We start from the raw sequence: 16,023 nt of genomic DNA, 5'->3' as shown, positions 1-16,023 counted from the left end.
TATCTTTAAGTTCTTCATTCCACCAAGTTTGATATTGAATTGTATGTCAGCAATCTTGATAAGGAAACACAACGCCGAGTGAGACCTTGTTCTCATCTCGTTGCTGATAATAGTCGCCGCTAAAGTGCAATGAAGAAAGCTTGACAAGTGGGAGGAAAAATTTAGAATAACCGCATTCGAATACCATTCGAATTCGGTTATTGATAAGCTTGAAGAGAGATAAAAATGGCGCCAGCTCCAAAATACAGTCACCAAAAGCAACTTGAAATGATCCTTGATGCGGCAGAAGAGTGTATCAAAGCATCGTCTGTCATGGACTTTACAATGGCAAAAGTGGCAAGAACAGCAGGCCTTTCAATGGGATCTGTTTATAAACATGTGCAATCTAAAGAAGATATTATTTTAGCGCTTGCGCATAGCTCGTTTTTACATGTCAGTAAAATCTTTGATCAAGTTTTAGCACTCCCGATTACAACCCCTGAAAAAGTATTGGCTATTTCACTCATTGCCCCAAGGAAATTACAGTATTTTGTCTTCGATAATGACCTTCTTTCATACGCAGTAAATGAAGCCGTGATCAGCCGCGCTTCGAACATCTGGACAGAGAAAATGATTGTTGCAAACAATGCATGTGAACAGTCTTTTAAGTTGGCATTAACAGAAGGGATCAATTCAGGAGAATTAATCGGAGAGCTCAATTTATCTCATGCCATTGAAGAAATTATTTTGGGGTCATGGGCAATGTGTGTTGGTTATGACCAAGTGCAACGCGTCAAGCAAATCAAACAAATCGGTGAAGGGACTGATTCATTAATGGACCCTTTAATCGAAAGTGATCCAATTATCCGCAGCTCTATACGGTTTCTAAATAGTTACCCATGGCAAAAACCCCTTACCGAAGAGTCGGTTAAAGCTCTTATATACACTCTCACCGACATTAATCTACGCTAACTTATGGACGAATCATGAATATTAAACGCTGGATACTCTCTATTTTTATTATTGTCATTATAATCTCTACATTAGGCTTTATTAAGTTCAATCAAATACAAGCGGCAATCGCTTTTGGTGAATCATTTCCTGAACCGTCAGCTGCTGTAAAATCAAGTTTCGTGGAACAACGCAATTATAGCGAGACCAGTAAAGTCATTGGTCAGTTACAAGCCAAGCGCGCCATAGACATACATAACGAATATCCTGGGCTTATCGTTAAAGTGCATTTTCAACCTGGCGACTTCGTCGAAAAGAACCAAGTACTCTTTGAATTAGATACTCGTATAGAGCAAGCCAATTTACTGGCTGAACAAGCCAAGTTAACTTTGGCTGAATCTACTTTTTCACGTTTGTCTAAGTTGCTCGTACAAAAACGCGTTAGTCCTGACCAAGTTGATCAAGCACACGCTGACGTCGCCATAGCAAAAGCACAAATCGCTAACTTGAATGCGATAATAGACAAGAAAATTATTAAAGCCCCTTTTTCTGGTATGTTAGGGCTTACAAACTATCAAAGTGGTCAGTTTCTTAATGTAAATACCCTACTGACTTCTTTAATTGCACAAGATGAAAAAATTTGGGTAGATTTTAAGTTACCACAAACTCTGCCTCAATTGGCCGTTGGTGACAACGTTTCTGTGAATCTTATCGCAGGCAACCAACGCATAACAGCAACCATCATCGCAAAAAATTCTGCTATTGATATTGCTGCACGCCAGCTTGCTTATCGTGCAGAGCTAGATAATAGTCAATTACAATTGCACCACAATCAAATGGTCTCTGTCGAAGTATCGACGCCAAATATCCCTATGTTTGCAGTACCAACCAATGCCATTGCTCGAAACCAGCTCGGTGCTTTCGTATTTTCATTGGACCAGGATGACAGCAACAATTGGCGTGCTCGTTCAATTCAAGTGGAGTTAGGTGCGCGTCAGGGTGACATGCAGTTGATCACGAATGGACTAGCAGGTGATGAGTTTATTGCAACAGAAGGCGCATTCAAACTAAAAGATCAACTGCTTGTTTATACTCAAGTACCAGATAGCTTGACGCTTGAGGAGGAGTAATGAGTGCATTACATGAAAACAAATCGTCAATAATGGATATCTTTGTTCAGCGACCGGTCCTTTCCATCGTGTTATCACTCTTGATAATACTCGCGGGCCTCAATGCTGCAAATAAGATTTCGATACAACAATATCCAAAAATTGAAAGCGCCTCTTTAGTCATTAATACCGTTTATACCGGCGCAGCAGCCGATGTCGTGAAAGGCTATGTCACGGAGCCAATCGAACGGGTTGTGTCATCAGTACCTGGGGTCGATTATGTTGATTCAGTCACTACATCAGGACTGAGTAAAGTGACGGCATGGTTACAGCTTAATCACAATACCACAGAGGCTTTGGCTGAAATGAGTACACGACTCAGTCAAATCAAGTTTGAGCTCCCCACAGGAGCAGAAGACCCTGCAATAGAGATTATTCGCGCTGATAGCCCCTATGCCGTATTCTATTTGAACGTGGAGTCACAGACACTTCCTAGAGGGGAAGTCAGTGATTATTTGGTGCGTAACGTAGTACCGGGCCTGACCGATATAAATGGGGTACAAAAAGTCACATTGGAAGGCGGGCGTAACCCTGCCATGCGAATTTGGCTCGACAGTGACAAGCTGGCTATATACGATTTAAGTGCCAGTGATATATTTTCAGCCTTACAAAGTAATAATACAATAGCCACATTAGGCTACAGTGAAAATAACCGTCAACGTATCGATTTATTAGCGAATACCACATTAAAAACGGTGTCTGATTTTGAAGATTTAGTCATCAAAGAAAGTAACGGCAGTCAACTGCGTTTGGGCACTGTTGCTGACATTGAAATAGGAGAAGCTGAGGGAATGGTGACCGCTCGGCTGGATGCTACCGATACCGTATTCCTTGCGATCTGGCCATTGCCGGGCGCCAATGAGATTGATATTGGTGATGCACTTTACACTAAACTAGACAAATTAAATCAAGAACTTCCACACGGTATGCAAATCACTATCGGCTACGATGGAACCTTGTACATGCGTGATTCAATTAAAGAAATATTCACTACGTTAGCTGAAACTGTGCTACTGGTAGGCATCGTAGTTGTCGCTATGATGGGGTCTTTTAGAACGGCATTGGTGCCGTTAATCACCATTCCTATTTCTATTCTTGGTGCCGTGGCAGTGATCTCTTTAATGGGCTTTTCACTCAACTTATTAACTATTCTCGCGATTGTATTGTCAGTCGGATTAGTGGTGGACGATGCCATCGTCGTCGTCGAAAACGTTGCACGCCACATGCGTGATGGTAAACCACGCTTGCAAGCTGCACTCATTAGTTCTCGTCAATTGCTGGTTCCAGTGATTGCCATGACGCTTACTTTAGCTGCAGTATATGCACCAATCGGGTTTTTAACTGGACTTACTGGGTTTCTGTTTAGAGAGTTTGCATTTACATTGGCGATTGCGGTTCTCATATCAGGTATCGTTGCCGTAACACTCTCTCCAATCATGAGTGCCTATGTGAGCCCTGAAGGTGGCCGTGAAGGAAAGTTAACACAAGCTGTAAATGGCTATTTTGACCGCCTACAACAGCGTTATTTCAAGCTGTTAGATACGCTGTTCACTATAAGGCCTCAGCTGATATTTATTGCCGTTGTACTGTCACTACTTAGCGTGCCATTTTATATGTTGTCACAACAAGAGTTAGCACCAATTGAAGATCAAAGCTCTATTCAGGTTGTGGTTGAAGCACCACCGGAGTCTTCTCAGGCCTACACTTCAACTAAAATGAATGACACCGCTGAAGTCATGAATGCCACTGAAGGGGGCAAATTTACTTGGCAAATTGTCACTGCTGCCGCAGGATTTGGTGGTGTAGAGCTCGCACCATTTGAAGAACGTGAGCACTCTGTCCACGATTTACTCTTTGACCTATATGGTCGGCTGGGCAGTGTTACTGGATTGAGTTTGTTTCCCATTTTGCCCGCATCACTGCCAACAGCGGGGCAATTTGACGTAGAAATGGTTGTTCGCGCAAATGATGACCCTATCACCTTGAAAAAGTATGCAGATGAAATATTAGCCAGGGCAAATGCCAGTGGTAACTTCTTATTTGTGAACACTGATTTAAAAATTGATTTACCGCAAGCAGAGCTCAAAGTAGACAAAGAATTAGTCGCTGATTTAGGTCTAAACCTAGCGTCAGTAAATGAACAGCTCAGCGTCTTAATGTCGAATAATTTTGTTAATTACTTCAATAAAGATGGTAAAGCATTTCGTGTTATTCCCATCGTAGGCGATAGTGAACGCTACAACCCAGAAAACATCCTAGATATGAAAATTCGTACCGGTGACGGGGCGCTTATTCCGGTGTCATCTTTTGCCAATTTGCACACCTCAACCAGCCCTCGAGTGCTGGGATCATTCAATCAACAGGCATCATTTAGGATATTTGCGGGTGTATTACCGCACATTACCAAAGAGCAAGGGTTAGCGACTGTTGAAAACATCGCCGCAGACATACTACCAACGGGTTACTCGATAGATTACGCTGGTGAATCACGCCAGCTTCGTAAAGAAGGCAATACCATGGTAGGCGTGTTGTTTGTCTCTATGATCATTGTCTATTTTGTATTAACAATTCAATTTAATAGTTTTAGAGACCCCTTGGTGGTTGTACTAGGCTGTGCACCGCTGGCACTATCAGGCGCATTAATGCTGCCCTTTTTAGCATTAACCACCATCAATATTTACAGCCAAATTGGTCTGATCACTCTCATAGGCTTAATCGCTAAAAATGGCATTTTAATCGTCGAATTTGCAAATCATTTGCAGCTTGAAGGTAAGTCAAAATTAGAGGCCGTTAAAGGTGCCGCCAGCACCCGATTACGTCCAATATTGATGACGACAGGCGCAACCGTATTGGGTCACTTCCCATTAGTGCTCGTATCTGGTGCAGGTGCCGAAGCGCGAAATAGCATCGGTATTATTTTGGTTGCCGGTATGATAATTGGCACATTTTTTACTTTAATCATTTTGCCATTGTTATACGAACTGATCGCAAAAGATCATCGAGGAGAAGTCGAAGCAGAGCAAAACCTTACTGCTGGCCCTGTGCTTAACACCTTGTAATTTAATACTTTGTAACTAACAGTAAAAGGCGACATTACCCTGTCGCCTGTTATTTTAATCACTCAATATCGATATCTGCGGGAATGAGTGAATAACACTTGGCTGAATAAGGCTTACCTTTGAAAAATAGCTTATTTCTTTGTATTCCTTCAAACGTCGCGTTTAACTTTTCAGCTACTCGATTACTCGCGTAATTCTCTTCAAGTACATGTATTTCGATTCTTTGCAGCCCAAGATCCGTAAACGCATACTGTAATAGTTGTTTAATTGCAGCAACACATACTCCTTGCCCCAATGCCGACTTGGTAACCCAATAGCCTAAATTACCACAACGATGTATTGGCACCATTTGGTTAATAGCCACTGAACCGAGTATTTTTTGCGAATCAAGATCTTCAATGGCAAAATTATATTCAGCCCCGCTTTGCCATTGCTGAATACTGTATTGAACCCACATTTGGGCTTCATCTAAACTGTAATCTTTATGGCACCAGGGAAGCCAGGTCCCAAGGTGTTCTACAGATTCTGTCACTGAAGAGAAAAAAGCTTCACTATCATTGTTCTTAAAAGGCCTGATCTTTATATTCATCAATATAATCCTTATATCTATCATATTAAAAGGGCGGAAGGATCCTGATCTCGTCATTTACTAAGTATTTAGACTATCGACAAAAGTCGCAATGCATAAATTTAATTTGCAGTGGATATGTCTAAGCATACGGTCATAAAAATTAATTGTTAGCATAAGAAACATACACATTATTCACTATTTCAGTCTGTGAAAAAGTAAACTGATACTGCCCAGCTAATGAAAGCCTTATATTTAATCAAAAAATGTGGACTTCTTGAATCACCCACATTACAAAAGTCATTTACCTTCATATCTATGTTATAAAACGAGTGTTCTACCAAATAACGCCACTGCTTGCTGATACATTGAAATAGCTAATGCTGCATCATACCTGTCACCTTCATCACGCATAAATGCGTGTTGTGCATTCACCTCCTGCCAATGGAAGTTAATTCCTGTGCGTTGGCAGGCTGTGTAAATACGCAAACGCCCTTCCATAGGTACATGTGGATCTTGCTTACCCCATACAAAATGGATTTCTCCTTGTATGTCTTTCATTCTTTCAAATGATCCATTACCAATTTGCGCAGGTAACGAGTCACTATGAATATCGGTTGCATACAAACAAAACGCAGCTTTAATCGCAGGGTTTAAGGCTGCTCTATACGCTAAATGCCCGCCAATACACACCCCCATCGCGCCGACATTACCATTACACCCGTTAAGCTGCTGTGCAAACTCAATCAACGCTTGCGTATCACTGTCGTGATGCTCTAATTGCTTGCTCCATTTATCTTCATTGCCTTTGTCTTTACCTGCATCGTCATAGGCAAGTACTGTCCCAATTGGATTCAATTCATGGAACACTTCAGGCACAAGTACGTGAAAACCATGACTTGCCAAAATCGCAGCAGAGCGCGCTATTGGTGCTGTTTGTTGAAAAATCTCTGAATAGAAAATGATGCATGGGTAATTGCCACCCTCAACAGGAGAATAATGGTAAGTGCGCATCATGCCTGTGGGTGTTGTAATATCGTGAGTTTGACTTGAAATGATCATAGAGAAAATTAATTTTAATAGAAAAAGTAACCAATAAGGGTAATAGATTTAGTGCTAAAAAGTAACATCGCTTGCCTGCAAAGCAGGCATAATATCGCCAATTTAGTTTTTATATTGGTGTTATGGCATATATTTTCAATCTTTCACTCAACCACCTTGCCATCATATTGATCCAATAAGTCACACAAGTAAGTCAAACAATGAACAAATTATTATGCACCAGCTTATTTCTTAGTGCACACTTTACCGTCACTGATGCTGATGTGAATAAAGCAGATATACACATAAGCTTTAAGATAACTGAAACAGGTAAGAAAAGAACAGGTTTAAGCATATCCTTCGAGCGCTAATTGAAATTTTGCTTTGTCTTGTTCACTAATTGACTGATAATAGTTAGCCATAAGTAGCACGCCATCGATCACTTCCCATGCCCTGCCTGTGACGACACCCGCTGTTATCTTGAAAACGGATAAAAGTATCCGGAACATGCCACATGCAATCTTAAATAACATAGAGCGATGCAGCATCGCGACAGTTCCCTCACGCATTTGCAACTCGCTACATTGCGCGCTATGTAAGGTCGTTAAGTCAAAATCTTGATCGCCGACCACTTTAAATTGTTCCTTATCTACCAACACTTTATTCACCAGCAGTTCAATGCCAGATCCAACAATATCCGATACTTGGCTTAGCAATGTCATCCCCTGGATTGCCACAGATTTAACAACACGTATCACACGTTGCACAAAACCAGATATAGCATAAAAGACGCGCGAAACCGTTTTATATACCCATTTAAAAGCACGCTTTAAACCATCAAGGCAGGCAGCACCGATACTTTGCTTGTGCCACAATTCAGGGTTTCTTTCATCTTGTGATAGCGCCGCGTAATGTTGGTTAATCGTGGGGCTTAACTGCGTTTGTTGTGAGGGAAGCGTATCAAGCTCATAAACACAATGCAGCGTTCTCAGCGCAATGCCTATTACTGTTAATTGTTTCTTTTGTATCGCCCGCGCGATATGTGTTTCTCGCACAAGTCGCTTGTCAGCTGAGCCTCGTTTCACTCTTTCAAAGTCATCCCACAAACAAATAATACGTTTTAGTTCAGGATGTAACCGAGGTAACGCGCTGGTATATCGGGTTTTATACCTTGGTTTAAAGAATTCACTATATCGATAGGCGTCAATAGGCGCACCAGGGTAAAAGTCCCCACCTTGAGCAAAATCACTTTGTTTGCTGCCAAAGCCGTTTAACCACGCCTCTATGCGCGCCTGTGCCATGATCACGCGTAAGCTCAATCTCGGTAATTCAGCTGGCGTCACATCAGGAAACACCTCATTATCGGCATGATTCCACACAATCGGGCGCGTCAGCTGTTTGTGTTGTTCAAAGAGCTGTTTAGCCTTGGTGTTTATAAATCGTGTAATGCCATCTGTGTCAAATAGCCACTGGAGCAAATTCAGTTTTGTTGCGCGAACATTAGGATCAAGCGCTCCCCAATAATACAAGAGCTGTTGCCAATACCCCAAGCCAGCTTCAACAGCTTGGTTAAGTAGCTCATGTGCTGCTGGCTTTGTGAAAAAACGCCGTGTTTTACCGGGTAAAAGCCCCAACGCACGTAAGCGAACATAAATAGCGCGATTTAAAAACTTGCTACACGCTGGCTTTGAAAACCAACTTTCTAACTCGGTGGGTGCTTCAAATGAATACACCTGCTGTAGAACTGTAAACGATTTATGACCAAACCACGCATCACAGTGCAGACCCGCTTCAGACTGGAGTGTTTTTATTGCCGTTGAGAAAGTTGATAACCACTGCCCTACCTCATGTGACCATGGCGACGTATGCGCTCGCAACACAGATTGAATGTCGATAAAATTGTCACGCTGCTCAGCTGATAGGTATTGCATGCGATAGAGGCGATCACATAACGTCTGCCCTAAAGGACCACGTAACAGTGCCTCATTTTTATCGACCTCATTCGCTGAAAAATCGGGTAAAAGATGGTGCTTAAGTGTCTGCTCAATCTTAGACTCTGCTAGCTGATAGCACTCCCGTATATTGTCTAAACTCACCCTAAGTACGCTTTATCACAGTTACCCAACAAGGTGTGGTTAAAATACATCTTTTACTAACGCCAACAAACCTTCTCTGGTTTCAAGCGCTGCACTCAACGCCGCATTATGGGCAGTCTCAAGTTCAGGCGATATGTCCTTTTGACGAAATACCATGCCATCACCATCTAATTTATGCGTATTGAGTGCAACCAATTCAATATTGCCATCGGTTGACGCTGAAGCCCCTGAAATGGCTTTTTGTAATACATCATTAAAGTCTAATTCATTGAGCTTTATGGATGCGCCATCATCGGCTTTCAATATCACTGAAATGTCACCGGTATAAGTCGCAACAGACAGGGTGGAAAAATCTATCATAGCGTCGTCTAGTTTCTCTAAAGCTGCTTTAATTTTTAGCATATTACAATTCCTTGTCGTTATTTTTATAGGTGGTATTAATTATGTGATAGCTTATTTGTTTGCGCCTAAATTGCAAACGAAATTTAAGTGACAATCACTTAGTTAAAGACTCAGTAGACACTGCTGAGCATGCATCATTTCAAAGATGATACATCTAAGGTGATCACCGAATCCTGCTTAGCGGCTGTGACAATTAACGTATTTGTATTCAACAAGGTGAGCGACGAGATGGCAAACAGAGCTGTTTTTAACACCGTTTTGTTCACCTCTAAATGACCTGTTTGGCCTGTACTTAAAACAACAATTCCCCTGCCACTTTCAGCTGCGCCGTATCCCTTTTTACCATCGGGCGTAAATACCAAGCTACTGATCCCTTTCAAACTAGGGGCTTGTAATACCTGTAACACTTTAAGGCGTTTATTACCTGCGTCATAGCCTAAATCTTTTAAAACAAGAATATGGTCACTGCCGGTACACGCAACATAAACAAGGTTGGTGGTATTAACTCGATGAAGGGCCTGTGGACTGATGCATCCATACTTTTTTAAATTAAGTACTTGAGCACGTCGGTAACGTATACTGGGCTCACTATGTAAAACGCTAAGCATAGCGTCTTCATATCCTAATACCATTAACCCGTCAAACGTAGCTTGATCACCCAGTGATTGAATTGCAACAGGACGTGAAAATCGATGCCCTTTTACCGCGTCATTGGCAGTTTTGTCTAATAACAGTTGCTCATTCTTGATTTGGAAAAAGCTGACCGCATCACTTTGATAGCTTGCTACAGCAAAACGTTGTTGGTCGAGTTTTATCAACCCCCATGCACCTAACACATTCAATTTATCAAGTTCACCTATTGGGCTAGGATCTTTAAAGACTCTATGCGGTGTTAAATTATCACTCAATGCATGGACAAACTGGTAAGCACCCGAGTCAACTTTTTTAAACAATGACACTGCACCATCATAAAAACTCGTGGTTACAAGCAACTCGTCGTTATTGAAAGCAATAACACCCGATGCTCCTTCCAATTTAAATGCAGGGTTATCTATATTTTTAAATGTCTGTTTAAATTGAAGTTGACCACCTTTTTGCCGAGCAAATATACTAAGCGCATTGTCATCACCACTCACAACAAATACCCACTTACCATCCTCAGATAGACTCAATTGACGTGGATTATCTAACCCTGAGATACCGGGCTGGCCGTTAGAAATTAACCCTGATATGTATTTATTATCTGATAGGGAGTTGACTTCAGCCATCGTATTACCCGATATCTGGTGCAAAAGGCAATAACTGACAATTAGATACACCAACCAAGGTGACAGTAACAACTTTCTCATAGATTTCATCAACAAAAAATAATTATTGATACTACAAACACTTAAAATTGATGGCAACCTAAATATTCGCCAAAAATAAGCACTAAAACGTTACTTATCTTCATTTTTATGACTGGCAGCACCGACGCAAGAAGCGTATTCACATCAACACTGAGGTCTTTTAGAACAACCCCCCTCTTTTGTAATTGCGTTTCAACATGGCCGAACGAACGCTAGACTGATAATAAACAAGAAAGGTTGATTTTTTATTGCATTTAACTTCGTTTGATCCTGAGCGATTTAATCAAACAAAACATTAATGGCGTCTGTATACGCCCTGTGTCATATTCTTGAAGGGTTCTAACACCAATCAATGTAAAGGGGGTTGACGACACGTGCTGGACCAACAGCATTTATAAATGACTTGAGGAATATTAGCTTGTGCTAACGTGCCGACAGCGAGGTGAAGAAATATCATATCAATCAATGCAGGCAGCTGATTTTATCGTGTTACTACTTTAACTTTTCTGCCATTTTTGGCCGAGCGCTTTCGTTTTCCATACTTACCGAACAGAGCCACCGGTGTTAGGTGTCCAAGTGATCCTTTTTTCTAAATAATTGCCAGTCTTGTCAAAATCGGAGCCCGTCAGCACCATCACTTTGCCCTGTAAATTTCCTTCAAGTTGAAGTATAACCCTGTGTTACCTACCTAAGTTTGATGCCATAACTTCATCGTAATGTCATAAATACCCAAGCGCTCACTTTGATAACCCGATACACTCGTGTAGCGTTCTTTTATCACGCAATTGTTATGATCAGCAGTGATAAAATTGCGCCCAGCTAATTTGTCATCAGGCGTATATACTTGCCAATCAGCCAACCAAAAATCGAATTCTCGGTATGCTTTATCTTCACATTTAGCTGACACTCAACACGCACATAAACTACTAAAAACGACCAAAAACCATTTCATAATAGACCTCCTTTTTATATTTATAAGCGAAGCCGAGCCCTCTTAATTTTCGAATTAGAGTCAGGAAATACCTTCAGAGATAAACAAATCAGTCGATACTATGCATAGTTAGGAAATACATTCATATTTAAGGATTAAAAATGAAAACCGACGCACTACCGCAGACATTTGTCGTACCAAAAATCAAAAATCACTCACTCGAAAGTAGATCTGAATATGCCCAAAAAGAACAGCTACTCCCCAATGAGGACACGCAAGATGACGAAGATGAGCAACAAGACTACACATTTTCAAAATACTTAGATTCAATGGCAAAAGACTACAAAGAGGGAAATACCAACTTCAAAAGTCACTATGAAGACTTAGAAGTCGTCAATGAGGACTTACAAAGACAGATAGACATAGTGAATAAACAAATCACCCAGTTAAAACAAGATCCACAGACACCTGCTACGAAAATGTATATTCAAAAAAGTATCCAACCTGAAAATGAAAGACGCAAAAACCATATAAACCTCAATGCACACCGAGGCGTAAAAGAATATCAAGAGAATAATAATGAAGCTGTTATTCAAAGTTTAGAGAAACAAAAAAGTGCGTTACTCACCGAACAGGCAGATGTTAAAAAAGCGATGTTAAACATGATCATTGATGAAATGAAGCGCTTAGCGAATAAGAGTTAAATTTGGTCCGTGGGTAATATGAAAGAGACTAACTCATACGTTTCAATCCCTAAACCTAAATACAAAAGTTAACTATCCCAATACTTTTGCTTCTTCCGTTGGTAACACATTGATTACAGGAATTACCAACGTTATTTTGGCTCCTCCCAAGTCAGAATCACAGATTTTTAAATACCCTTTATGACTATTTAATATACTCGACACAATAGATAAGCCTAAACCAATGCCAGGAATATTACGGCTACTATCCAAACGCAAAAAAGGCTTAAGTACTTCAGTGCGCTTATCTTCTGGAATACCAGCTCCATCATCTTCAACATCTATACAGATATACCCATCGTTTGACCAACGAGTACTGACACGAATCTCACTTTTAGCGAACTTACATGCATTATTTACAAGGTTTTCAACCGCTCTAGTGAGCAGTTTTTTGTCTGCACCAATTTCAAAGTTTGCCGCAACATGATTACGTGCTCGTATATTAGAGTAAATAGGTACACTGCGACTCACCACCTTATTCACTATATTACCTAACTGACAATGTTCTATTTTTGGTTCTCTGCGTTCAGCGTTAAGACCAACATATAAGAACCAGTCGTCCAATAACTCATCCAGCGCATCCAAGTCCTCATCCATAAACTGGATTGTTTCTCGATACTCCTCGGCACTATTGCAACTGCGGGTCATATCTAGTGCAAACCTTAACCGAGCTAGAGGTGTCTTTAAATCATGAGAAACACCATTTAACATCTGCTGATGTTCTTGGAGTAAACTTTCAATTTTAGTTGCCATCGTATTGAAATGGCTTGCAAGCACACTATACGGAGCAGGCATCTCAGCAGACACTCGTAAAGACAATTTTCCTTGACCGTAACTTTCATAAGCTTGAAGTAATCGATCTATGTATTTTTTATGCATATGAACGTAAAGATAGACGAATAACGCCAAAATGATCAAAATAGTCACTAGCAAAGATTGCCAGTATAATAAATAAGCTTGCTTATCAATGTGTATCTTAGACATTCTTATGATTTGTTCACCATGTTGGTAATAAGCGGTAACTCTATCTTGCGTCCAACCGCTAACAAGCTTTACCACACTTCCTTCTTGTTTGAGCGAACTTAGTTCAACACTTTCATTTTGAGCTTGTTTCTCAGTGATGATGATCACCTTATAGCCAAATTGCCCAGACCAGTATTCTAAGAGCGCAGGGACTATCTTGTCACCTTGTGCTTGTTTGTAGATAACCGAATAAAGTCCATCAAGAATTGGTTTTTCTTCTTTAACTCGAATATCAACATATTTAGTATCGAGTAAAATAACCGCAATAAATATGCTGCAGATGAATGCTGCAGCAGAATAAATAAATAAACGTTTAAACATTTGCTCATTCACGTAACACATATCCTATGCCCCTAACCGTTTTTATGTACTTATAGGGTGGAACGTTGTCATTTATTTTTTTACGTAAAGATGAGAGTCTCATATCTATGGAACGATCATGTCCATCATATTCAATTCCCCTCACCGCCGAAATAATACTAGCTCTATCTAGAATTTTACCAGGGTGGGACATTAAATAATACATCAGACTAAACTCGGCTTCTGTCAACTCTACCGGTATATCATCTAAGTGAAAACTACGATTACTGGTATTAAGCGTCAAGTCTTGTATTTGAAAAACCGATTTTCTAAAAGTGGGAGCTTGTCCTGCAAGACGTATTAACGCTTTGACTTTTGCAACCAATATATGAGGGCGGATTGGCTTATTGATAAAGTCATGCACACCCAATGCCAGTGCATCTGCTTCTAGATATTCATCATTACTCGCAGTCATCATTACAATAACACCAGTGTACTCAGGCAAAATTTGTTCTAAAACACTTATACCGTTAAGTCTGGGTAACATCATATCTAGTAAAATAACATCGAAAAGCTCACCATTTAGCTTTTCCAATGCGATTTGACCATCAAACGCACAGGTGACTATGTAACCTTCATGACGAAGTACGTGAGAAATCATATGGCTGAGGCGCTTATCATCTTCAACCAATAAAATACGTTTTTTATTTGCCATCGCTTACTCCTTGCAACCATCTAATACTTTAAAAAACTGATCGTTTTGGGGACTTGCAGCTGGCTTATTTGTTTTATGTAATATCAACTGGCCATCTCTTAATTCCATTAAACGGTCAGCTGTATGATAATAGTTATCATCATGGGAAACAATGATCACCACTTTGCCTTGCGCCTTTAAAGAGGGCACTATTTCTTCATAAAATACTTTTTTAAACACGGGGTCTTGATCGGCAGCCCATTCATCCAGCAATACAATGGGTTTTTGTTCTATATAAGATTGGATCAGTGCTAATCGCTTTCTTTGCCCTTGAGATAATGTCGTTTTACTCCATTTGCCTTCTATAACTTCAACTGCTTTATCTAACTTAAGCAAAGAAACGAGTTGCTGTAGCAACTTTTCATCTTCCCCTGAATCATCAATAAGAATATGTTTAAATACCCAAAAATCAGCAGCAATAAGACTTATACACTCTCGATAACTAACGATATTACTTTCTTCAACTGTGATATCTCCGTATTGGAGTTCCCCTGAAGTCGGCCCGTACAACCCTGCTAGCATTTTAAATAGGGTTGATTTACCACTGCCATTACCACCAATTATAAACGTTGCCTCTCCCGCCTTGAACTCACTATCAATTGGACCAATTTTAAACCCTTGCTCTGACTCAACTTCTGCTTCATATCGATATGTAATATTACGTAATCGCAAATTAAGGTTTAGACCGAGCGCTTTGACTTCTTGCTCTTTATCAATGAAGTCATCTGATAACTCTAGGCTCTCGATTTTCTTAAATGCAACTTTAGCCTCCATCAGATCCGTCGATGCTTGCGTTACCTGCTCAATAGGCTCAAGAATAAATAATAGAGTTAAAATATAACCAACCACCACCGTTTTATCTAAACCTAAAGTCATTCCGAGGTAATACAAAATCACCCCTAATATCGCAAATAAAATAAACTGTCCCCAATGCTCTAGCATACCAAATAAGGTCAGTGCACTTCGGTTATTTTTTCTCAATAGCTCTAATGTACTGCGGATATCCTTTCGCACATAACGTTGACGCTTTGAGTCCAAAGACAACTCTTTTTTACCTTTCACTATCGCTTCGTAATGTTCCATCAATGAATCAGCACACTCTCGAATACTTTGTAAATACTTACGTGATAACAAAATGATCAACGTAAAACTCAACCCTGCAAAGGTAATTAAAGCTAGAACATACATCAAAGCAGTTAAAGACAGATAAGCCATGTAAGCAATTGCACATGCTATCAGCGAGATATTAGCGACCATTTGCGGCAACACTTGGAAGAATTTAATAGCCGTATCTACGTCTTTGCTCAATGTTGCATTAACCTTAGGAAGGCCCACTTTTTCAACACGCTCGAATGATGAGCCAAGCACTTTATCAACCAATCTGCTATGAATATCTCGACTTGCATTAACCACTAAACGAATTTTAACAAACTCATTAACTGCACCTAAAGCAAACAATACTCCAATTGTTGCAAAGAACTGTTTTGCGGAATAAGTTATATTCTCGACTCCTGCCGTCAGCGCATCATTGATTATCTGTAAGACGTGCATGCTAATAATGCCGAGTAAAATCCCGACCGGTAGGGTAAAAGCAAAATACCAAAAGTATTTTTTATAAAGACGATTTAAACTTTCCAATTAAATTCTCACTTATCCTT

13 protein-coding genes are annotated in these 16,023 nt (G+C 40.3%); 4 read left to right on the top strand and 9 right to left on the bottom strand.

Annotation, left to right across the window (positions count from 1 at the left end):
* Positions 1-225: 225 nt before the first annotated feature.
* Genes CWC18_RS13810 through CWC18_RS13800 form a run of 3 tightly spaced genes read left to right on the top strand, consistent with a single transcriptional unit; the run spans position 226 to position 5,158 of the window.
* A complete protein-coding gene (locus CWC18_RS13810; RefSeq protein ID WP_138593439.1) occupies positions 226-951 on the top strand; it encodes a TetR/AcrR family transcriptional regulator in 726 nt (241 codons plus the stop codon).
* A gap of 14 nt (positions 952-965) precedes the next feature.
* The gene (locus CWC18_RS13805; protein WP_138593441.1) at positions 966-2,060 is read left to right on the top strand and encodes an efflux RND transporter periplasmic adaptor subunit; all 1,095 of its coding nucleotides are present in this window, start codon (positions 966-968) and stop codon (positions 2,058-2,060) included.
* Positions 2,060-5,158: an efflux RND transporter permease subunit gene (locus CWC18_RS13800; RefSeq protein ID WP_138593442.1), complete on the top strand. Its 3,099-nt coding sequence runs from the start codon at positions 2,060-2,062 to the stop codon at positions 5,156-5,158. The genes CWC18_RS13805 and CWC18_RS13800 overlap by 1 nt, the downstream gene beginning before the upstream one ends.
* Before the next feature lie 58 nt (positions 5,159-5,216).
* Here the strand turns inward: CWC18_RS13800 and CWC18_RS13795 are convergent, their stop codons facing one another.
* From CWC18_RS13795 to CWC18_RS13765, 6 genes are all read right to left on the bottom strand, one after another.
* Entirely contained in the window at positions 5,217-5,747 is a 531-nt protein-coding gene (locus tag CWC18_RS13795; protein WP_171041112.1) for a GNAT family N-acetyltransferase, read from the bottom strand.
* Between the two features lie 300 nt (positions 5,748-6,047).
* Positions 6,048-6,788: a dienelactone hydrolase family protein gene (locus CWC18_RS13785; protein ID WP_138593446.1), complete on the bottom strand. Its 741-nt coding sequence runs from the start codon at positions 6,786-6,788 to the stop codon at positions 6,048-6,050.
* A gap of 326 nt (positions 6,789-7,114) precedes the next feature.
* Complete coding sequence (locus CWC18_RS13780; protein ID WP_138675482.1) at positions 7,115-8,863, bottom strand: hypothetical protein; 1,749 nt, start codon at positions 8,861-8,863, stop codon at positions 7,115-7,117.
* 39 nt (positions 8,864-8,902) lie between these two features.
* Entirely contained in the window at positions 8,903-9,265 is a 363-nt protein-coding gene (locus CWC18_RS13775) for a hypothetical protein (protein ID WP_138675481.1), read from the bottom strand.
* 134 nt (positions 9,266-9,399) lie between these two features.
* Positions 9,400-10,614 carry a lactonase family protein gene (locus CWC18_RS13770; RefSeq protein ID WP_138593452.1) on the bottom strand — a complete coding sequence of 405 codons (1,215 nt, stop codon included), beginning with the start codon at positions 10,612-10,614 and terminating at the stop codon, positions 9,400-9,402.
* A 688-nt stretch (positions 10,615-11,302) separates the two neighbouring features.
* Positions 11,303-11,521 (bottom strand): hypothetical protein, encoded by a 219-nt coding sequence (locus CWC18_RS13765; RefSeq protein ID WP_138593454.1) that lies wholly within the window; start codon positions 11,519-11,521, stop codon positions 11,303-11,305.
* Between the two features lie 185 nt (positions 11,522-11,706).
* Here CWC18_RS13765 and CWC18_RS13760 point away from each other — a divergent pair, with 185 nt between their 5' ends.
* Entirely contained in the window at positions 11,707-12,249 is a 543-nt protein-coding gene (locus CWC18_RS13760) for a hypothetical protein (protein WP_138593456.1), read from the top strand.
* Between the two features lie 72 nt (positions 12,250-12,321).
* Here CWC18_RS13760 and CWC18_RS13755 read toward each other — a convergent pair whose 3' ends face one another.
* From CWC18_RS13755 to CWC18_RS13745, 3 genes are read right to left on the bottom strand one after another with little or no spacing between them, the layout of a single operon-like run.
* The gene (locus CWC18_RS13755) at positions 12,322-13,653 is read right to left on the bottom strand and encodes an ATP-binding protein (protein WP_138593458.1); all 1,332 of its coding nucleotides are present in this window, start codon (positions 13,651-13,653) and stop codon (positions 12,322-12,324) included.
* On the bottom strand, positions 13,637-14,326 hold the full coding sequence (locus CWC18_RS13750) for a response regulator transcription factor (protein WP_138593460.1): 690 nt from the start codon (positions 14,324-14,326) through the stop codon (positions 13,637-13,639). Before CWC18_RS13750 ends, CWC18_RS13755 begins: the two co-directional genes overlap by 17 nt.
* A 3-nt stretch (positions 14,327-14,329) precedes the next feature.
* Positions 14,330-16,003 carry a cyclic peptide export ABC transporter gene (locus CWC18_RS13745; protein ID WP_138593461.1) on the bottom strand — a complete coding sequence of 558 codons (1,674 nt, stop codon included), beginning with the start codon at positions 16,001-16,003 and terminating at the stop codon, positions 14,330-14,332.
* Between the last annotated feature and the right edge of the window lie 20 nt (positions 16,004-16,023).

The sequence above is a fragment of the Pseudoalteromonas aurantia genome, assembly GCF_005886875.1.
GTDB classification, from domain to species: domain Bacteria; phylum Pseudomonadota; class Gammaproteobacteria; order Enterobacterales; family Alteromonadaceae; genus Pseudoalteromonas; species Pseudoalteromonas aurantia_A.
Note: the sequence above shows the minus strand (reverse complement) of the source record. Positions and strands in the feature narration are given on the sequence as shown.